General features: G+C 68.0%; 20 protein-coding genes. 8 read left to right on the top strand and 12 right to left on the bottom strand.

The window, feature by feature from the left end; all coding sequences use genetic code 11:
* The first annotated feature begins 6 nt into the window (after positions 1–6).
* From J2X60_RS10470 to J2X60_RS10445, 6 genes are all read left to right on the top strand, one after another.
* Positions 7–1557, top strand: coding sequence for an MFS transporter (locus J2X60_RS10470; protein WP_139201801.1), 1551 nt, complete (start codon positions 7–9; stop codon positions 1555–1557).
* On the top strand, positions 1554–2522 hold the full coding sequence (locus J2X60_RS10465; protein WP_309887318.1) for a hypothetical protein: 969 nt from the start codon (positions 1554–1556) through the stop codon (positions 2520–2522). The genes J2X60_RS10470 and J2X60_RS10465 overlap by 4 nt, the downstream gene beginning before the upstream one ends.
* Positions 2523–2655: 133 nt before the next feature.
* On the top strand, positions 2656–3633 hold the full coding sequence (locus J2X60_RS10460; protein WP_309887317.1) for an alpha/beta hydrolase fold domain-containing protein: 978 nt from the start codon (positions 2656–2658) through the stop codon (positions 3631–3633).
* An 8-nt stretch (positions 3634–3641) separates the two neighbouring features.
* Complete coding sequence (locus J2X60_RS10455) at positions 3642–4601, top strand: NAD-dependent epimerase/dehydratase family protein (RefSeq protein ID WP_309887316.1); 960 nt, start codon at positions 3642–3644, stop codon at positions 4599–4601.
* Positions 4602–5015: 414 nt separating this feature from the next.
* Positions 5016–5396, top strand: coding sequence for a hypothetical protein (locus tag J2X60_RS10450; RefSeq protein ID WP_139199247.1), 381 nt, complete (start codon positions 5016–5018; stop codon positions 5394–5396).
* 166 nt (positions 5397–5562) lie between these two features.
* Complete coding sequence (locus J2X60_RS10445) at positions 5563–6018, top strand: DUF1772 domain-containing protein (protein WP_309887315.1); 456 nt, start codon at positions 5563–5565, stop codon at positions 6016–6018.
* Positions 6019–6058: 40 nt separating this feature from the next.
* Here the strand turns inward: J2X60_RS10445 and J2X60_RS10440 are convergent, their stop codons facing one another.
* Positions 6059–6961, bottom strand: a complete 903-nt coding sequence (locus tag J2X60_RS10440; RefSeq protein ID WP_309887314.1) for an alpha/beta fold hydrolase — start codon at positions 6959–6961, stop codon at positions 6059–6061.
* A gap of 82 nt (positions 6962–7043) precedes the next feature.
* Between J2X60_RS10440 and J2X60_RS10435 the strand changes: the two genes are divergently transcribed.
* Complete coding sequence (locus J2X60_RS10435) at positions 7044–7466, top strand: NUDIX domain-containing protein (protein WP_309887313.1); 423 nt, start codon at positions 7044–7046, stop codon at positions 7464–7466.
* Positions 7467–7481: 15 nt separating this feature from the next.
* Here J2X60_RS10435 and J2X60_RS10430 read toward each other — a convergent pair whose 3' ends face one another.
* The 4 genes from J2X60_RS10430 to J2X60_RS10415 form a co-directional block, all read right to left on the bottom strand.
* The gene (locus tag J2X60_RS10430; protein ID WP_309887312.1) at positions 7482–8048 is read right to left on the bottom strand and encodes a hypothetical protein; all 567 of its coding nucleotides are present in this window, start codon (positions 8046–8048) and stop codon (positions 7482–7484) included.
* Positions 8045–8551 (bottom strand): hypothetical protein, encoded by a 507-nt coding sequence (locus J2X60_RS10425; protein ID WP_309887311.1) that lies wholly within the window; start codon positions 8549–8551, stop codon positions 8045–8047. Before J2X60_RS10425 ends, J2X60_RS10430 begins: the two co-directional genes overlap by 4 nt.
* A 252-nt stretch (positions 8552–8803) precedes the next feature.
* Entirely contained in the window at positions 8804–9712 is a 909-nt protein-coding gene (locus J2X60_RS10420; protein WP_309887310.1) for a DUF4231 domain-containing protein, read from the bottom strand.
* The gene (locus J2X60_RS10415; protein ID WP_309887309.1) at positions 9702–10250 is read right to left on the bottom strand and encodes a TIR domain-containing protein; all 549 of its coding nucleotides are present in this window, start codon (positions 10248–10250) and stop codon (positions 9702–9704) included. Before J2X60_RS10415 ends, J2X60_RS10420 begins: the two co-directional genes overlap by 11 nt.
* A gap of 630 nt (positions 10251–10880) precedes the next feature.
* Here J2X60_RS10415 and J2X60_RS10410 point away from each other — a divergent pair.
* Positions 10881–11825: a TIR domain-containing protein gene (locus J2X60_RS10410; RefSeq protein ID WP_309887308.1), complete on the top strand. Its 945-nt coding sequence runs from the start codon at positions 10881–10883 to the stop codon at positions 11823–11825.
* Between the two features lie 332 nt (positions 11826–12157).
* Here J2X60_RS10410 and J2X60_RS10405 read toward each other — a convergent pair whose 3' ends face one another.
* The 7 genes from J2X60_RS10405 to J2X60_RS10375 form a co-directional block, all read right to left on the bottom strand.
* Positions 12158–12727 carry a hypothetical protein gene (locus J2X60_RS10405; RefSeq protein WP_309887307.1) on the bottom strand — a complete coding sequence of 190 codons (570 nt, stop codon included), beginning with the start codon at positions 12725–12727 and terminating at the stop codon, positions 12158–12160.
* 319 nt (positions 12728–13046) lie between these two features.
* Positions 13047–14414 carry a replicative DNA helicase gene (gene dnaB / locus J2X60_RS10400; RefSeq protein ID WP_070417481.1) on the bottom strand — a complete coding sequence of 456 codons (1368 nt, stop codon included), beginning with the start codon at positions 14412–14414 and terminating at the stop codon, positions 13047–13049.
* A gap of 560 nt (positions 14415–14974) precedes the next feature.
* Entirely contained in the window at positions 14975–15427 is a 453-nt protein-coding gene (gene rplI, locus J2X60_RS10395; RefSeq protein WP_069712629.1) for a 50S ribosomal protein L9, read from the bottom strand.
* 14 nt (positions 15428–15441) lie between these two features.
* Positions 15442–15699: a 30S ribosomal protein S18 gene (gene rpsR, locus J2X60_RS10390; protein ID WP_017887834.1), complete on the bottom strand. Its 258-nt coding sequence runs from the start codon at positions 15697–15699 to the stop codon at positions 15442–15444.
* Between the two features lie 47 nt (positions 15700–15746).
* Positions 15747–16316 (bottom strand): single-stranded DNA-binding protein, encoded by a 570-nt coding sequence (locus J2X60_RS10385; RefSeq protein WP_070417480.1) that lies wholly within the window; start codon positions 16314–16316, stop codon positions 15747–15749.
* 3 nt (positions 16317–16319) lie between these two features.
* Positions 16320–16697, bottom strand: a complete 378-nt coding sequence (gene rpsF, locus J2X60_RS10380; RefSeq protein WP_070417479.1) for a 30S ribosomal protein S6 — start codon at positions 16695–16697, stop codon at positions 16320–16322.
* A 159-nt stretch (positions 16698–16856) separates the two neighbouring features.
* A complete protein-coding gene (locus J2X60_RS10375; protein ID WP_261645873.1) occupies positions 16857–18293 on the bottom strand; it encodes a CCA tRNA nucleotidyltransferase in 1437 nt (478 codons plus the stop codon).
* Positions 18294–18341 lie beyond the last annotated feature (48 nt).

Raw genomic sequence — 18341 nt, 5'->3', positions numbered from 1 at the left:
AGCGTCATGGCACCCGAACACCGACTCCCCGCCGAGCCCGACGCGGCTCCCACCGTCGCGCACCACGATGCGCACCACGCGGCCACCGCCGCGCCCCCCGAGCGATCCGAGCACTCCGACGCCGGATCCGGCGACCAGCCGGACCCGAACCGGTGGAAGGCCCTCGTCATCTGTCTGCTCGGCGGCGGCATCGTCCTGCTCGACGTGTCGATCGTCAACGTCGCGCTGCAGTCGATCTCGTCCGGACTCCCCGGGGCCACCCCGGAGGCCGTGCAGTGGATCCTGTCCGGCTACGCACTGTCGTTCGGGCTCCTGCTCGTCCCCGGCGGTCGACTGGGCGACGCCTCCGGCCGCCGGCGCATGTTCGTCATCGGGGTCGGCCTGTTCACCCTCGCGAGCGCGCTCTGCGGCTTCGCCCCGAACGGGATCGTCCTGGTCGTCGCGCGGCTGGTGCAGGGCCTCGCCGGTGGTCTGCTCACACCCCAGGTGACGGCGCTCATCCAGCAGCTGTTCCGCGGGAAGGAGCGCGGTACCGCCTTCGGGCTGTTCGGCGCCACGGTCGGCATCGCCACCGCGATCGGCCCCCTCGTCGGTGGTCTGCTCATCACGGCCTTCGGCACCGAGAACGGCTGGCGGTTCGTCTTCTTCGTGAACCTGCCCGTGGGACTCGTCACGATCCTCCTGGCCTTCCGCTACCTGCCGGCGGCGAGCCGGGTGGAACGCGGCCGGAAGCACGACTTCGACCCGGTCGGGATCGTCCTGCTCGGCGCCGCGGTGGTCGCCCTGCTGCTGCCGTTCGTGCAGTCGCAGGAGTGGAAGGGCACGGCGAAGTGGTGGCTCGTGGTCGCCGCCGTCGTGCTCGGCGCACTCTTCGTGCTGTGGGAACGGCGGTACGCGCGGTCGAAGGAGCCCGTCATCGACCTCGGGCTGTTCCGCCGCCGGTCGTTCTCGCTCGGTGTCGGCCTCGCGACCCTGTACTTCGCCGGGTTCACGCCGCTGTTCTTCGTCCTGACGCTGGCCCTGCAGTCCGGCCTCGGGTACTCCGCACTGCTCGCCGGCCTGTCGTCCGTGCCGTTCGCGATCGGGTCCGGGGTCGCGTCGACCATCGGCGGTCGCGTCGTCTCGCGGTTCGGCCGACAGCTCATCGTCGTCGGGACCGTGCTGGTCCTGATCGGCCTCGGTGGGGTGATCTGGGTCGTCGCGAACCACTACCGGTCCGACCTCGGGTGGTGGCTCGTCGTGCCGCTCCTCGTCGCCGGTGTCGGCTCCGGACTGACGATCTCGCCGAACCAGACGCTCACGCTGTCCGAGGTGCCGGTGGAGCAGGGCGGCTCGGCCGGTGGGCTCATCCAGGTCGGTGCGCGCGTCGGGTCCGCGATCGGGATCGCCGCCGTCGGCAGCGTGTTCTACTCGGCGCTCGCGAGCTCGAAGGGCGACTACGCGCAGGGGTTGCCGCTCGGACTGGGCGTGGCGCTCGGGTTCGTCGCGGCGGCGTTGCTCGCGGGGATCGTCGACGTCGTCGTCGGGCGGATCCGGGGGACCGAGGCGACGGTGTGATCCGGGTCCTGCTGTACATCGCCACGATCGTCGTCGCGACGGCGCTGTCCCTCGGCGGCGGGCTGCTCGTGGCGCTCGAGCTCGGGAGCGCGGCGCACGGCTGGCTCGTCGCCGCGGCCGTCTGCACGCCGCTCGTCGTCATGGGACCGGTCCTCGTCGGGGCCTTGGCCGGCTACTACGACCACCGCTCGTCCCCCGAGAGCCAGCGCTCCCTGTTCCGGGTCTCGGCGGTCGTCGCCGCCGTCGACGTCGTGGCCGCCGTGGTCTTCGTGCTGGCGGCTCTGTCGGCGCAGGCGCCCCTCTGGGTGCCGGTGCTGCTCGTCGTCGGGGCCGGGGTGCTCCTCGCCGTCGCCCGCCCGCTCGGTGCGCTGTTCCGCAGCACCGAGGCGCCCATCAGCGACCTGAGCGACGACGTCCCCGGCGTCGGGCTGGTCCGACGCGCGATCCGCTCGATCGCGACGACCTTCGTCATCGCTGCGGTGGTCTGCACGATCGGGGTGACGCTCCTTGCGGCCTTCTCGGACCGGGGCGGCGCGCTCCTCCAGGTCGTGCTGCTCGGCGGCCAGCTGACCTTCACCGCGACGGCGATGGCCGCGATCGTCGTGGCGCTCCCGCTGAACCGCGCGCTCCGCGACAGCGGTGGGCGGGACCTCGGCCGCCTGCAGCGGTACGCGAAGGTGGTGCTGCGGGGCAAGGAGCTCCCGCTCGACGAGGCCGACCGCGCCGGAGCGGTCCGGTACGCCCGGATCGTCCCCCTGGCCCTGCAGTTCCAGCTGGTGTTCACGGGCCTGCTGTACGTCGCCATCGCGTTCCAGTTCGTGTCGTCCGCGGTCCGAGGCGACCTGGGGCTGCTGCCCGTCGTCTTCCTGGTCGCGATGGTCGTCGTGCTCGCCTGGGCGATCCCGCTCTCGGTACGGCGGATCGGTCGTGCGCGTCGGTACGCGGAGCAGCACCGACCGACCTGATCGGCGTGGGTGGGCGCCCGTCGGGGATGCGCTATCGTCGGGCGCAGAGGGAAAAGGCCCGCGCCCCATCGGCTGCCGGGTACTCACACGCGGCTCACGGGGGTCGCCACTTCTTCATCGAAGGAGTGCACCCGTGTCCGAAGTCACCACCCGCCCGCCGTTCAACCCCGAACTCGTGCCGTTCCTCGACGCCCTCGCAGCGCGCGGTCCCGTCACCATCACGCCGGAGGTGTTGCCGCACATGCGGCAGCTCGACGTCACCGAGGCCGAACTCGATGCACGGCTGCACGCCCGCGGGTACGAGCGTCGACGCATCACCGTCCCCGGTCACCGGGGCGACCCGATCGACCTCGCGGTGATCCAGCGCATCGGTCGCACCGGAGCGACCACGGGGGTCTACACGATCCACGGAGGCGGCATGGTGTTCGGCCACCACCTCGGGAACCTCGACTCCTACGACGAGTGGCTGCTGGTCCACGACGTCGTGCTCGTCAGCGTGGACTACCGCCTCGCGCCCGAGTACCCGGACCCGTACCCGGTCGAGGACTGCTACGCCGGGCTCGTGTGGGTGTCCGAGCACGCCGAGGAGCTCGGCATCGACCCGGACCGCATCGTCATCGCCGGGCAGAGCGCCGGGGGTGGCCTCGCAGCCGGCACGGCCCTGCTCGCCCGCGACCGACGCGGGCCGTCGCTGCTGGCCCAGATCCTCGTGTCGCCGATGCTCGACGACCGCGACGAGACCGTCTCCACCGTGCAGATCGACGGTGTCGGCGTCGCCGACCGCCAGCTGACCCGGTTCGGCTGGGACGCCTACCTCGGCAGCCGACGCGCCACCGACGACGTGTCCGTGTACGCCGCTCCCGCGCGGGCGACGGACCTCGCCAGACTCCCGCGCACCTACATCGACTGCGGCAGCGCCGAGGTCTTCCGCGACGAGACCGTGGCCTTCGCGAGTGGACTCTGGGCGGCGGGCGTCGACGCCGAGCTGCACGTGTGGCCAGGAGCCTTCCACGGCTTCACGAGCATGCTCCCCGACGCCACGATCTCCAGGACGGCGACCGCCGCGCTGGCGGGGTGGACGAGCCGGACGCTCGGGGTCGACCACGGTTGAATGGGTCCATGCGGGCACTGGTGCTGGGTGGGACCGGATGGCTCGGACGTGCGATCGTCCGGGACCTCCTCGAGGACGGCGTCGAGGTCACCTGCCTCGCACGCGGTGCGACGGGTGACGTCCCGGACGGCGCCCGACTCGTCCGCACCGATCGTCGCGCGGAGGGCGCGTACGAACCCGTGCGTGGCGCGTGGGACGAGGTGGTCGAGCTCTCGTCCGACCCGGAGCTCGTCCGTCCCGCGCTCGACGCGATAGCAGACTCCGCCGCGCACTGGACGCTCGTGTCCACCGTGTCCGTCTACGCCCGGAACGACGAACCGGGCGCGGACGAGACCGCCGAGGTCGTCGAACCCGTCGACCTGACGCAGTACGCGGACGCCAAGGTCGCCGCCGAGCGGAGCAGCGCCGACCGACTCGGATCGCGGCTCCTGGTCGCCCGACCCGGCCTCATCGTCGGCCCGGGCGACCCGAGCGACCGGTTCGGGTACTGGCCCGCCCGACTCAGTCGACCCGGGCCGGTGCTGGTCCCCACGTCGGAAGGGCGCTCCGTGCAGGTCATCGACGTCGCGGACCTGGCCGCGTGGGTCGGACGTGCTTGGCGGACGGGTCACACCGGGGTCGTGAACGCCGTCGGCGAGGTCGTGCCGATGCGGGACTTCTTCCGCCTGGCCGTCGAGGCCACGGGGTTCGACGGCGAGCTCGTCGAGGTCGAGGACGACGTGTTGCTCGCCCACGACGTGCAGTACTGGGCGGGGCCGAGGTCGCTGCCGCTGTGGCTTCCGCACTCCGATGCGGCGCTGATGCACCGGTCTGCGCGGGCGTTCCGCAATGCCGGGGGTCGGAGTCGTCCGCTGGCGGAGACCCTCGCCGGGGTGCTCGACGACGAGCGGGCGCGTGGGGTGGAGCGGCCGCGGCGGGCCGGGCTCGGGGCGGCCGAGGAGGCGGCGGTGCTCGCAGCGGTCCGCTGACCTCGGTCGCGGTGCTCAGTCCCGCTTCCGGCGGCGCAGTCGCTCGAACCAGCCGGCCGTCGCGATCGACTGCCCGACGTCGCCGTTGCCGGCCATCGTTCCGGCAGCTAGCCCGAGGAAGGTCGTCCCGCACGCGTCGCACAGCGTCCGCGTAGCCGTCCGGACCGGCTCACCCTGGATGGGCAGTCGGCACTGGTCACAGCACTGTTGCACGGTCCCCCCGATCGTCAGCGGTGCCGCTCCAGCGTGCCCGAGGAACACTGCTGCGGCTGTGGCGGAGACCCTATACGCAATGCTCCGGGAATTGCAGTCCACAGAACAGCGGACTGTTGACCGCATCTCGCCGGTGTTAGCGTCCGAACGGGATCCCGAAGGCATTTCGGGGAATCCCCGAGCGGAAGTGAACGAGGCAACATGAACATCACCAGCCAAATCTCCCGAGAAACGACGTCGACCTTTACCGGTCGAAAGCGATTCGGCGCTCTCCTGCTGGTCGCCGTGGCCTTCGTCACCGCCACCCTGTTCACCGGAGGTCCGGCACACGCCGAGAAGATCGGGTCACTCCTGACCATCGGGTGCGGGAACAAGACCGCCCAGTTGAACTGGACGAGCACGGGTGAAGTCCACATCTTCGGTTCACCAGACCGCAATTCGGCCGGAACGAACCTGATCCGCGTGGTCACGAAGAGCGGTTCGTACAGCTACAACTCCGGGTACCACACGTACACGTTCCAGATCGGCGCTTCGACGGGCCACGTCACGAGCGTCAAGCAGGTCTGCGTCGCGCAGTCGTAAGAGCCACGGTCAACAGGAGCGACCCCGCAGGCAGCGGGGCCGCTCCTGTTCCGTTTCGTGGTCGAATGCGCGCCGTCGCGGCTCCCAGGCACCGGTGACGGTTCTGTCGAACCTGTGTGAGCGCCACGTCAGCGTGGTGTGAGTGGCTCGGACGAGGCTGTGGTCCATGAACGTGGTCCTGGTCGTGCAGCTCGTCCTCGTCGGTCTCCTCGCCGGTGAGGAGTTCATCGTGCGGTGGGGCGTCCAACCCGCGATGGCCTCCCTGCCGGACGATGCCCACCTCCGCACGCGGATCGCGCTCGTCAAGTCGCTCAAGGTCGCCGTGCCGATGCTGATGGTGCCGGCAGTGCTCGCCACCCTCGCCGTCCTGGTCGTCGCCGGCGCGGGCGACAGTCTCAGGTGGCGAGTGGCAGCCGCAGTGGCGCTCGGGGTGTTCGTCCTCGCGTCGTTCCTCGGTACGGTCCCGATTAACATCGGGGTCAACGACTGGGATCCGCTCGACCCGCCGGCGGACTGGAAGCGGGTCGTGGTGCGGTGGGAACGGATCGACGTCCTCCGGTCGAGCGCGGCGATCGTGGCGTTCGTGCTGTCCGCGATCGGGGTCGTGCAGGTGGGGGCGTGACGGAGGGCCGGTCGATCAGCGGCCGGACGGTGCGAGCAGGTCAGTCGGCGACCCGCTCTCGGAGCAGATGCCGGACGGCTGCGTCCAGGACGTGTGCCGGCATCGCGTGTCCGCCGTTGAACACCTCGGTGGTCAGGATGCCTGGGCGGAACGCTTCGAGGACCTGCTGCACGCCGTGGAGCGGGAAGAGGCGATCGTCACGTCCGGCGGCGACGAAGACGGGCTGATCCACGGCTGAGGCGACCAGCGGAACGTCGCCGGCCGCGGTGAGCCCCGGGACGAACCACGCGGGATTGTGGCGAATGCGTTCCGACTCGAATGACGCCAGCGTCCCGATCCCGCAGCTCACGACGCCCCGCGTCAGGCGGGGGTCAACAGCGAGGGAGAACAGCGCGACCTGACCGCCGAGCGAGTGCCCGATGATCCCGAGCTCGGTGCCGACCGCACCCGTGTCCTGCATCCAGCTCGTCACCGTGGCGATGTCGCGCGTGTGCTTCGCCTGCAGACTGCTGCCGTTCGACACCCGGAACAATGCGTCGAGCCGTTCGTCCGCGGCGGGGTCGTCGGTCCAGTCGCGTCGTCGCTCCTCGAATCCGACGAGGTCCGGCAGGATCACTCGCGCTCCGGCACTCGCGAGCGCTGCACCGTAGGCGAGTGCCGGGTCGCCCGTCAGCCCCGCCGGCTCGCTCTTGCCGACAGTGAACGCCCCCGCGTGTTGGTGAACGGCGATGACGTCCACGCCGGCGGGATCGTCCGGCGTGAGGAGGAGGCACGGGATCGTGTCGCCGTCGAGGGTGTCGAGTTCGATGCGCTCGCTCCGGACCGACCCCTCGTGGCGGAGCAGCGAACGGCGGTCCGCCGTCGGGTGGATCGACTCCGGCGCCGGGATCGCGAGCAGCTCGCGGACCTTCGAGCGAGCCGAACCCCCGATCGCTTGCGCCATCTCTGGACGCTACCAGCGCTCAGAGGCCGATCGGACGTCGTGACGCCTGCCGGATCGAGGCGGTGGATGGTGAACTGAGATCATGCGTATTCGGTCAGCCGCAGTCGTCGTGCTCGATGAGCAGGTGCTGGTGATCAAGAGACGCAAGGACGGTCGGAGCTACTGCGTGCTCCCCGGAGGCGGCGTCGAAGAGGGCGAGAACCTGCGCGAGGCCTGCTTCCGTGAACTCCTCGAAGAGACCGGGCTCGAAGGCGACGTGGGCGATCTGCTCGACGTTCCCGTGGACCGCGACGTGCCCGCCGCCTACTTTGCGGTGCGAGTGACCTCCGCGGAGGTGTCGCTCGGAGGGCCTGAGCTGCGCCGTGCGTCGGCAGATAACGAGTATGACCCGAGCTGGATCGCCGCAACGTCACTCGACGAGGAACGGCTTGTTCCTGACGAAGCGCGACAGGCAGTGCACCTCGTGTTGAGCGCGCAACAGCCGCCATTGAATCCGTTTCGGTAGCCGATCGTCCACCGGTCACATCCGGTGCCGTCCCGCCCCGCGAACTCCGCGGCTTGTTCCTTCCGGCGTGCCCACCTTCCGCGGGCGACGGTGCTCCCGGGCTAGCTTCGGGGCGAGGGCGAGGCACCAGAGCGTGAGGAGTACGACAGCGAAGACAGGGCTGTGCGGCAAGAAGTCATCGCCGACGTCGCTGTAGTTGCTCCAGCCGTCGCCAACGACGTATTGCAGGAGCGGGCCGAGCATGAGGACGAGGACCGCGGGTCCGCTGATGAGAGCGAGCGCCCGCGCGCCGCGCGCCCGGATCAGGCCGGCGACGAGCGCGGCGCTCGCGAATGCCGCGAGTGCGAGAGCGATGTAGAACCAGGCCGCTCCCGACAAGGCCCAGCCGTCATGGTGCAGCCAGGCCGACACCTCACTCCGGAAGATGCCCGCGAACCGGCCTACGTTCGAGGGTCCCCGGCCGACGACGAAGAGGAGCGGGAAGCCGAGCACAGCTGCGACCGCGGCAGCCAGTCCGATCGCAGCGAGGACCAGCGCGATGCCCCGGCGGAGGCGTTCGAGTTCGTCGTGCTCGTTCGTCACCGCGTCGCTTCCGATTCGTCCGAACCAAGCGCCGCGTGCGACCGGAGGGGGCTTGCTGGCCCTCGGCGTCCGTGCGTGGCCGGGAGACCGGAAGTTCGCACTCTCCGCAGGCGGGCTCGGAGATCGGCCCGCCGTCGCAAGGGATCGGCCGACGCGTCTCGGAGAAGCGCGCCACTGCGCCAATCGCGAACCTCGAGCGGCAGGTCGCTGAACGGCAAGGTCGTGTACCCGAGCGCCTGTTCTCGCGCAAGCGCTGGATGGACCGCCGCCGTGCAGACTGCCAGGACGAGCATCGCCGCGATCGTCACCTGAGGCAATCTAATGAGGAACGGTCCGACGGTCGATCGGTCGGATTCCAGATCCGCGCCGGCCAAGCGGGCGATACCCAGTCCGAGCAGGAAGAGCGCAAGGAAGACCATCGCGATTCCGAATGACCAGTAGGCCCCGAGCTGGCAGAGCCGCGCGCTCAATCGCGGGCCGACGCCCCGGAGTCGCGCGTTCATCAGGGTCTCCTCTCAACGATGGTCTGCTGAGCAGAATGTACCGCCGTCATCGCATCGCGAGAGTCGCCGTCCGTCGCGCCCCGGGCGAGCGTCGACCCTGCCCTGTCGGGGACCTCACTGGAAGATGCGTTGGCGGGCTTTACCGCGAGATCGGATTCCGTCTCACCACGGAGACGCCCAACCCGATCCCTTTCGATTTTGGTCTCCGAGCAGTACCGATAGCCGATCCCTCACCGGACCCGTGCTGAGCGCCTACTTGCCAATCTGTTCGTTGACGTCGCTTCGAGAGGCGAGCCACATCGTGTGCTCGCGACTGATCGCTTCTTCCGCATCGGCCACGACTGCTGCCCATTCTCTTTCCGTGGCAGACGTGAGTGTCGCATCTTGCTTCTGCAGTTCGGACGCAGTGAGCGAATAGGCGGATTCGAGGGTGGTGTGCTGTTTCAGCGCAAGCCACGCCGCGCCGGCTCCAATGAACGCTGCCAAGACACCAGCGAGGTCGATGTCCCAGAGACCGGCAAACCGGAGCGCCGCGAGTGCGATGGCGACAAGCTCTGCGCCGACGAGCGTTGCACGCCAGGCGAAGGACGCTCGTGCGTTGGACGTCGCCTTGCGGCTGTACCAGTCTCGCTGTGCCCTGGTTCGATCACGCAAGTACACCTCGCGTTGCTGCGCTGTGGTTGCCGCACGAAGGGCTTCCATGGCCTCACTCGGGGCAGCTCCGTCGCCTTGTGGGGGAGCGACTGCTTCCGAGACTTGGCGAGCAACCTGTCCGACCCGCTTGCGGAAGAGGTTTTCCGCGTCACCCGGGGGGAGGTCGACGAAGAAGGGATCAGCACATACCGCGTAGCGCCAGCTCAACGTCTTCACTGACTCGGCGCCCGCTCGCGCCAAATACCACTTGCGCTCCGGTGGCCGCACACCGAGGACGAGTTCTGCGCCAATCGCAGTAATGAACCCGAAGAGGGTCACAAGTGCCCAGAGGTCGAACTCCCCGACAACCAGGGTGAACGCGCCGCCGATCGCGGCAGCAACCGCACCCGCTGACCGAATACGGTTGCCCCAGAGCGCGGTTCGCTGCCCGCGAAGAGATGCCGTGTCGGCCGCGTGAAAGAAGCCGGGTAGCTCCGCGTCATCCAGCCTTAGCGAATCAGCTGGCATTGCGCTGGCGGAGTGGGCGGCTGTTGTCTACGACCACGGCGTGCGTCGTCCGCCGGGTGTAAGCGGCGTCAATCATCTGCCCCAGGTCCAACGTGGTCGTCGGGTACTTCATCCAACGCGCGTAACCATTCGTTCCGTCTACGTTGTCATCCACCCGAGCGGGAAGCTGACGGCTGGACTCGTTCGCAACCGACGGCAGCGTGATCGCAAGAAGGCCATTGCGGTTCGACGTGGCAGTGTTCCGCAGTGAGGCCGCGACCTCCCAGTCCACGAATCGTCGCCCCCAGGTCTCAGCGCCGACCATGACTAGCGTCACCGAGCTGTCTCGGAGGTACAGCTGACGAATGCGCTGCTTGATGTAGTCCGCGTTGGTGCTGTTGATGACATCTCCGGCCATCGATGCACCGATCCCGCGCGAGATCAGGACGTCGTGGTCGTGGTCGAAGCGGTCGATGAAGGCCTTCACCTCTGCCTCGTCCGCGTGATGGTAGGAGATGAATGTCTTGTGCCGCGTGTACGACTTCAGCGGGCTTGCCACGATGACTCCTTCGGGTTGGTGAGGAAACCTTATCCGGAGCCATGGACAAGCGTGTGAGGCACGATCGGCTACCGGTCTTCTCTTCCAGAGATCGCCTGGGGTGAGTGCAGGGTGGCTTTCCATGCCTCAAGCCAGGGGATGACTTCGCGCAGCTACTCTGTGTGAACGGCAGCGGACGCGGCCGCCCGAGCCGCGGCGCTGGCGTTCAAAGCGAGCGATGCCGGCAGGGCGTCGTCAGGGGATGGTCTGCCCGACATTCTCCGATGGCTCAGCAGTGATGCCCCCCGCTTTGGGGCTACTCGACTTGTGGCGCTACTGAGACGTTGTGGACTATGAGTAAGATTCACAGCGAGCAGCAAGCCCCTTTCGTGAGCCAGTCCCCGCGTCCTGCAACTACGACGGGCAGCCGACGATGAGCGCCTCCGGGACCCGAACCTGCAGCCACTGCGGACAGCTCGGACACGACCGACGCACCTGCCCGGTGCCGTTCAACGCTTCCACCTGTCGCAACTGTGGGTTCCAGGGGCATGACGTCCGCAACTGCCCTCGCTGACGGATCACGTATGCCGCGGGTCGGTGGATACCGACTCTCGAGCACCACCGGCGATCTGCCGGGTTAAGGAGTAACGCATGGCCGCGTTCAGTGGCGCCACACAACAGTCGCTCGCGCAGCTTCTCGACCACCAGGGCACCCATAAAGACATCGACGCACTCTTCCTGCGATACGAGGTCGACCCAATGCCCACCGAGACAAACAAGCTGCGCAAGGGCATTCACCTCGCCCGAACTCTGAACGGTCGGGAGGGCGGGAAATCGCTGCGGGAACTAATCGAGTACATCGGCCGCCCCGGCGTCGGCCTTGGTCCCGCCTTCCAGCGCGGAAGTATCGCAGCCAGCGACCTCTACGCCAGCTTCGACGCAGATCTCGCCCGCAACGGAGCAGTATCGCCTCAACCAACCGCGACCCCCGCCTCGTCCTCGAAGACTCCGCGACAGTTCGCGCGGCCGGGCACAACGGCACCGAAGCCCGCGCCATCCACTGCCGCGCCGGCGCCGAGGCGGCACGTTTTCATCGTTCGCGGCCGCGACACAGCGGCACACGATGCCCTCGTAGCGCTGCTCCTTGCCCTCGACCTGAAAGTGGTGACCTGGGACGACGCCGCCCGGCATGCTGGCGGCGGCACCCCGCACACCCTCGACGTCGTTCGTGCCGGAATCGAGATCTCCGACGCCGTTGTCGTTTTGATGACGCCAGATGACCTCGGCCAAGTCAAGAGCGACTTTTACAACGCTGCCCGCGATGACCCTCGAGAAGCGACCCCAACGGGGCAAGCGCGGCAGAATGTTGTCTTCGAGGCTGGCTGGGCGATGGCGTTGAACCAGTCCAAGGTGATCCTCGTCCGAGTTGGCGACGTCCGACCCCTCAGCGATATTGACGGACTGAACTACGTCTGGCTCGAGGATGACATCTCGGCCCGACGCCAGCTGATCGGCCGACTCAAAAGCTGCGAACTCGCCGTCGACGATGAAAATGACCGGTGGCGTATCGCTGGCACCTTCCCTACCCATCTTTAGGCGCTCGGCGGAGTCCTGCCGCAACCTGGACGCAGCGGGCGGAATTTCCCCCGTAGCTGATCGGCTGGCGAGACTTTCGCTCTTCAGAGACAAACCTCCGCGCGCATCATGCGTGGTCAGCAGGAGAATGAGACATGCTCCTTCGACTCCACCCCGAGATGCGACGAGCCTGCTGAACATCGCAGCCGGAGTCACGACGGATGCAAAGAGCGGATGAACACCAAGCCCCGGGCCTGAGGCTCGGCGCGCCCACCGCGCGCTGAACCCAAGGTAGTTCGTCCGGCAAGCTCTCGGCCATCAGACGCTTCATCGGAGCTGCCTTCGCCGCGATATCACTGGACCCAGTCGTCAAAAAGCAGTCTTCCCATGTCATTCCGCGAGGGCGCCGTTCCGTCAAGGTCGATGCCGGAAAGGGCTCTCGCCAGGAGAGCGATATCCGCCACTAGCTGCTGAATCTCTTTCATCTTGTCGGGCGGTACAGTTCCGCCGCTTGCGAGCACCAGCCTGACGTACTCGTACCACCTATTCATCGCGTCCACGAGTTCGCTGGATCCCCACACTGCGAGTTCCGCGCGACGGGCCGACTCGTCCGGCGCGGCACGTTGAAACTGAGTGAGGAGCTGCTGAACCAACTTCTCGTAGCGATCACGCTGTTGGATTCGCCGATCTTGCTGACTTGCGGCGAGTGCCGCCGCGCGCCTCTCGTCCGCCGATTCGTTGAGACGGAGCGCGGTAAGTGCAGCCACTGACGCAGCTACAGCCGTTGCAGACGGGGCAAGCCAGGAAAACCGATCCGTATCTGCGAGACCAAAGAGGAATACCGTGACCGCGCCTCCGATGAGCACAACCAGGGCCGCATGTAGTGCGAACGTGAGCCTGGAGCCCTGCCTTGGTCTACTCATGCGCACCAGCTTGCCCGATAGCTGCCGCCGTCGATCAGCAATGCGCGCGAAGTGATCGTCCGTTCGAGGCGCCTCGGTCCCGGTGTCCGTATACCGGTCCTCCAGTGGACCCCGAGTGCTTGCCGACTGCCCGGGCTCCTACCGCCCTACTCCGGGGTGAACCCGTCTCACATAGGTGGTCCGCGAACTATCTCAGTTCACGCACGCCATACGGCCGCCTCACGACGCACGAACACTGAGTCGACTCCTGGTCGATATCCGTGTTTCAGACACGTTGACTCGCAGCCGGACAAGTTAGCTGGCGAACGACAACAACCGCCTACTGCGGCATGTCCACGAACCTCGAGAACATCCCGTGGAACGCCACCGTAATCGTGTCCGTCGGCCCGTTGCGGTGCTTCGCCACGATGAGGTCCGCCTCACCCTGCCGCGGGTTGTCCTTCTCGTACGCCGACTCACGGTGCAGCAGGATGACCATGTCGGCGTCCTGCTCGATCGACCCGGACTCACGCAGGTCGGAGATCTGGGGCTTCTTGTCGGCACGCTGCTCGGGACCTCGGTTCAGCTGCGACAGTGCGACGACGGGGACCTGGAGCTCCTTCGCCATGAGCTTCAGCGCACGCGAGAACTCGGAGACCTCTTGCTGGCGGGACTCGACCTTCTTGCCGGAGGTCATGAGCTGCAGGTAGTCGATGACGACCATGCGGAGGTTGTGCTGCTGCTTGAGGCGCCGGCACTTCGCCCGGATCTCGACGAGCGTCATGTTGGGGGAGTCGTCGATGAAGAACGGGGCGTCGTTGATCCGCCCACGGGTCTGCGCGATGGTCGTCCAGTCGCGAGAGTCGACGGTGCCCTTGCGCATGTTCTGCAGCGGCACGCTGGACTCGGCGGAGAGCAGACGCATCGCGATCTCGGCGCGACCCATCTCGAGCGAGAAGAACGCGGCGGTCTCGTTGTGCTTGATGGCGGCCGCGCGGCAGAGGTCGAGCGCGAGCGTCGACTTCCCGAGGGCCGGTCGGGCGGCGATGATGATGAGCTGCCCGGGGTGGAAGCCGTTGGTGAGACCGTCGAGCTGGGCGAACCCGGTCGGGACGCCGGTCATCTGCCCGTCGCGCCCCTTCGCGGCCTCGATCTCGTCGAGGGCGGCGGAGATGGCGTCAGTGAGGGGGACGTAGTCCTCGGTCTGGACACCACCGGCGACGTTGTAGACCTCGGCCTGGGCGCTGTTGACGAGGTCGGTGACCTCACCCTCGGACGCGTAGCCCATCTGCACGATGCGGGTACCCGCGTCGACCAGGCGGCGCAGCACGGCCTTCTCCGCCACGATCGCCGCGTAGTACCCGGCGTTCGCCGCGGTGGGCACCATGCTCGTCACGCTGTGCAGGTACTCGGCGCCGCCGGCGCGGGACAGCAGGCCGGTCTTCGTCAGCTCGTCGGTGACGGCGATGACGTCGGTCGGCTCACCGTGCGAGTAGAGGGACAGGATCGCGTCGAAGATGACCTCATGCTTGGGGATGTAGAAGTCCACGCCACGAGCGGTCTCGATGACGTCGGCCACGGCGTCCTTCGACAGGAGCATGCCGCCGATCGTCGACTGCTCGGCGAGCATGTCGTGCGGGGGAGTGCGTTCCGCGCCACCACGATCCGCGTAGTCCTGCGGCGCGGGTTCGAGATGCGCGATCGACACACTTGCTCCTCTTTGTTCAGTGGCGGCTCGTCCAGTGGCTACGACGGGTCCGCCCGACGGCGGCCGTCACGAACCGAACGTCCCTGTTCTACCCCGGGCGACCGACATCGCCGAGTCGCTGGGCCAAGCTACGGGGACAGAGTTATCCCCAGCAAACGGCCCTGTGGATAACTCTGTGGAGAGCCTGCGGAACACGCCGGGATGCTGTGTGGACAACTGTGGACAGGGGTGTGGACAAGTGCGCTGGGGAACACACTTTCGACCGCTTGACCTGGGGTTTCGTGTTCCACACCATGTGTGGAGAAGTGGGGTTCAAGTACGCATTGAAGGTTGCCGATCCGACCGTTTCGCCTGTGTAAAAACAGTTGACAAACGGAAACCTGAGGACAACTTTCCCAAGCCGTTCCCAGCAAGCGCGACCCTGTCTGAGAAGTAACCGGTCAGCGCGGGACGAGCCGCGCCTCCTGGGTCGGAACCGCCACCGACGACCCCGGAACGCGACGACGGGCGGGCCTCCCGGAGGAGACCCGCCCGTCGTGAGCGGAAGACCGCAGCCAGTGTTACTTGGCGGCGACGACCTGGAGCGAGATCACGGCAGTGATGTCCTCGCGCAGACGCACGGTGGCCTCGTGGTCACCGACGGTCTTGATGGTCGCGGGGACCTCGACCTTGCGCTTGTCGAGCGAGCCGACGCCCTGCGCCTGGACGGCGTCAGCGACGTCGCCCGGACGGACGGAGCCGAACAGACGACCGTCCTTGCCGGCCTTGACGGTCAGCTTGATGGTCGCGTTCTCGAGCTTCATCTTGAGGTCCTGTGCCTCTTCGATGGTGGCGAGCTCGCGTGCGGCACGTGCCGCACGGATCGACTCGACCTGCTTCTCGCCGCCCTTGGACCACGCGACAGCGAAGCCCTGCGGGATCAGGTAGTTGCGGGCGTAGCCGTTCTTGACGTCGACGACGTCACCGGCGGAACCGAGGCCGGAGACCTCGTGGGTGAGGATGAGCTTCGACATGTGTCGACCTCCGATCAGCGGCCGGAGCCGGCGTAGGGGAGGAGCGCCATCTCACGGGCGTTCTTCACGGCACGGGCGATGAGGCGCTGCTCCTGGACGGAGACGCCGGTGATGCGACGGGCGCGGATCTTGCCACGCTCCGAGATGAACTTTCGAAGGGTCGCGACGTCCTTGTAGTCGATGACGCCGACCTTGATCGACTTCGCGGGAGCGGCGTTCTTGCCGCCCTTACCGCGAGGCTTCCGGCGATCGCCGGTGCTCTTTCCAGCCATTGTTTGTCCTTAAGAAGTGGAAGTTGTGTCCGTTGAACCGCGGAGGATCAGAACGGGGTCTCGTCGTCGTACGTGCCGCCCGGGGTGCTCCACACGTCGTTCGACTGTGCGTTGCCGCCCTGCTGGCCACCCTGGGGGGACCAGGGCGCGTCCGACTGACCGCCGCCGTTGTTGTTCCAGCCGCCGCCGTTGCCGCCGTTGCCCGCCGGGGCGTTGCCGCCACCGACCTGGCCACGACCGCCGCCGGAGCCACCCGCAGCACGGGTGATCTGCGCGGTCGCGTAGCGGAGCGACGGGCCGATCTCGTCGACCTCGAGCTCGATGCTCGTGCGCTGCTGGCCCTCACGGTCCTGGTACGAGCGCTGACGGAGACGACCCTGCGCGATGACGCGCGAGCCCTTCGTCAGCGAGCCCGCCACGTGCTCGGCGAACTCGCGCCAGACGCTCGCACGGAGGAACAGCGCGTCGCCGTCCTTCCACTCGTTCGCCTGACGGTCGAACGTGCGAGGAGTCGACGCGATGGTGAAGTTCGCCACGGCGAGCCCGTTCTGCGTGTACCGCAGCTCCGGGTCCGCGGTGAGGTTGCCCACCACCGTGATGACGGTTTCGCCGGCCACGGGTTACTCGGCGCTCGCGGTCGCGGTTGCGTTGGCGGCCTTGCGGGCCGCGCGGGCCTCGTCGCGCTGCTTCTGGGCGGCGACCTGCGCGATGCCCTCTTCGGCGCGGAGGACCTTCGTGCGGAGCACGGCCTCGGAGAGGCCGAGCTGACGGTCCAGCTCCTTGGCGGCCTCGGGGGTGGACGTGAAGTCCACGACGGCGTAGATGCCCTCGGACTTCTTCGCGATCTCGTAGGCGAGACGACGACGGCCCCAGACGTCCACGTTGTCGACGGTGCCACCGTCGTTGCGGATCACAGCGAGGAACTTGTCCAGGCTGGGAGCGACGGTGCGCTCGTCGATCTCGGGGTCGAGGATCGCCATCAGTTCGTACTGGTGCATGCGGAACCCACCTCCTCTGGTCTCAGCGGCCCCGAGCAGTTCTCGGGGCAGGAGGGTTGATGCATGTGTCCTGCCACGCAGAGTGCGTGCGGACAACCCGGCAAGCTTAGCGGACGGCCTGGAGGCGCGCCACCGGCTGTGCAGAACCGATCGCGTCCGTCAGGCGGTCGCGTCGCGGGCGGCCCACCAGTCGCGCAGGCGCGCTTCGGCATCGTCGGACCCGAGGGGGCCCTCGTCCATCCGCACCTCGAGGAGGAAGCGGTAGGCCTCGCCCACGGCACGCCCCGGCGGGATGTCGAGGATGCGCATGATGTCGTCGCCGGAGAGGTCGGGACGGATCGAGTCGAGCTTCTCCTGCTCGGAGAGTTCCCGGATCCGGTCCTCGAGGTCGTCGTACGCGAAGGCGAGCCGGTCGGCCTTGCGGCGGTTCCGGGTGGTGACGTCGGAGCGGGTGAGCTCGTGCAGGCGTTCGAGCTGGTCGCCGGCGTCCCGGACGTAGCGACGGACGGCGGAGTCGGTCCACGCGCCGTCCGTGTAGCCGAAGAAGCGGAGGTGCAGCTCGATCAGGCGGCTGACGGCGGCGATGGTGTCGTTGTCGAAGCGCAGGGCACGGAGCCGCTTCTTCGCGAGCTTCGAGCCGACGAGGTCGTGGTGGTGGAAGCTCACGGCGCCGCCGGGCTCGAGCTTGCGGGTCGCGGGCTTCCCGATGTCGTGCAGGAGCGCTGCGAGTCGGAGCACCGTGTCGGGGGCGTCGCCGGGGTGCCGCTCGGCCTCGTAGCCGATCGCCTGCGTCAGGACCGTGAGGGAGTGCTCGTAGACGTCCTTGTGGTGGTGGTGCTCGTCGATCTCGAGCCGCATCGCCGGCAGTTCGGGGAGGAACCGCTCGGCCAACCCGGTGTCGACGAGCAGACGCACGCCGTCCACCGGTTCGTCCGTGTTCAGGAGCTTGACCAGTTCGTCGCGGACCCGCTCGGCGGAGACGATGTCGATCGAGTCGACCAGGTCCGTCATGGCCTCGCGCACCTCGTCCGAGACCGTGAAGCCGAGCTGCGCGGTGAACCGGGCGGCGCGCATCATCCGCAGGGGGTCGTCGCGGAAGGAGACCCGGGCGGCCTGGGGCGTGTGCAGGCGCTCGGCGAGGAGGTCCTCGACGCCGCCGTGCACGTCGACGAGCTCCCGCGCGGGCAACCGGAGCGCCATCGCGTTGACGGTGAAGTCTCGGCGGAGCAGGTCGTCCTCGATGGTGTCGCCGAACGCGACCTCGGGCTTGCGGGTCTCGCCGTCGTACACGTCGCTGCGGTACGTGGTGATCTCGACCTGCTCGCCGGCCACCCGCGCGGCGATGGTGCCGAACTGCCGACCGACGTCCCAGGTGTTGCTCGCGATCGGTCCGACGATCCGCAGGATGTCGTCCGGACGGGCGTCGGTGGTGAAGTCGAGGTCGGTGACCGCTCGCCCGAGGAAGGCGTCGCGGACGGGCCCGCCGACGAGGGCCAGTTCGTGTCCGGCGTCGGCGAAGGCCCGAGCGAGGATGGCGACGGGCTCGGTGGCGGCGAGTGCGTCGAGTCGCTCGACGGCCTGGGCAACGGACTGCATGACGGTCCTCATCCTCCCAGATCGCAGGCCTGAGTTCTCCACAACGTG

This window comes from Curtobacterium sp. 320, assembly GCF_031455235.1.
GTDB lineage: Bacteria > Actinomycetota > Actinomycetes > Actinomycetales > Microbacteriaceae > Curtobacterium.
This window is presented reverse-complemented; position numbering and strand designations above follow the sequence as displayed.

Bases quoted from the DNA above. Each gene is read 5' to 3' on its own strand.
- J2X60_RS10470 (WP_139201801.1), top strand. From the start codon at position 7: ATGGCACCCGAACACCGACTCCCCGCCGAGCCCGACGCGGCTCCCACC.
- J2X60_RS10455 (WP_309887316.1), top strand. From the start codon at position 3,642: ATGCGGGCACTGGTGCTGGGTGGGACCGGATGGCTCGGACGTGCGATC.
- J2X60_RS10450 (WP_139199247.1), top strand. From the start codon at position 5,016: ATGAACATCACCAGCCAAATCTCCCGAGAAACGACGTCGACCTTTACC.
- J2X60_RS10445 (WP_309887315.1), top strand. From the start codon at position 5,563: ATGAACGTGGTCCTGGTCGTGCAGCTCGTCCTCGTCGGTCTCCTCGCC.
- J2X60_RS10440 (WP_309887314.1), bottom strand. From the start codon at position 6,961: ATGGCGCAAGCGATCGGGGGTTCGGCTCGCTCGAAGGTCCGCGAGCTG.
- J2X60_RS10435 (WP_309887313.1), top strand. From the start codon at position 7,044: ATGCGTATTCGGTCAGCCGCAGTCGTCGTGCTCGATGAGCAGGTGCTG.
- J2X60_RS10425 (WP_309887311.1), bottom strand. From the start codon at position 8,551: ATGAACGCGCGACTCCGGGGCGTCGGCCCGCGATTGAGCGCGCGGCTC.
- J2X60_RS10420 (WP_309887310.1), bottom strand. From the start codon at position 9,712: ATGCCAGCTGATTCGCTAAGGCTGGATGACGCGGAGCTACCCGGCTTC.
- J2X60_RS10410 (WP_309887308.1), top strand. From the start codon at position 10,881: ATGGCCGCGTTCAGTGGCGCCACACAACAGTCGCTCGCGCAGCTTCTC.
- J2X60_RS10405 (WP_309887307.1), bottom strand. From the start codon at position 12,727: ATGAGTAGACCAAGGCAGGGCTCCAGGCTCACGTTCGCACTACATGCG.
- rplI (WP_069712629.1), bottom strand. From the start codon at position 15,427: ATGTCGAAGCTCATCCTCACCCACGAGGTCTCCGGCCTCGGTTCCGCC.
- rpsR (WP_017887834.1), bottom strand. From the start codon at position 15,699: ATGGCTGGAAAGAGCACCGGCGATCGCCGGAAGCCTCGCGGTAAGGGC.
- rpsF (WP_070417479.1), bottom strand. From the start codon at position 16,697: ATGCACCAGTACGAACTGATGGCGATCCTCGACCCCGAGATCGACGAG.
- J2X60_RS10375 (WP_261645873.1), bottom strand. From the start codon at position 18,293: ATGCAGTCCGTTGCCCAGGCCGTCGAGCGACTCGACGCACTCGCCGCC.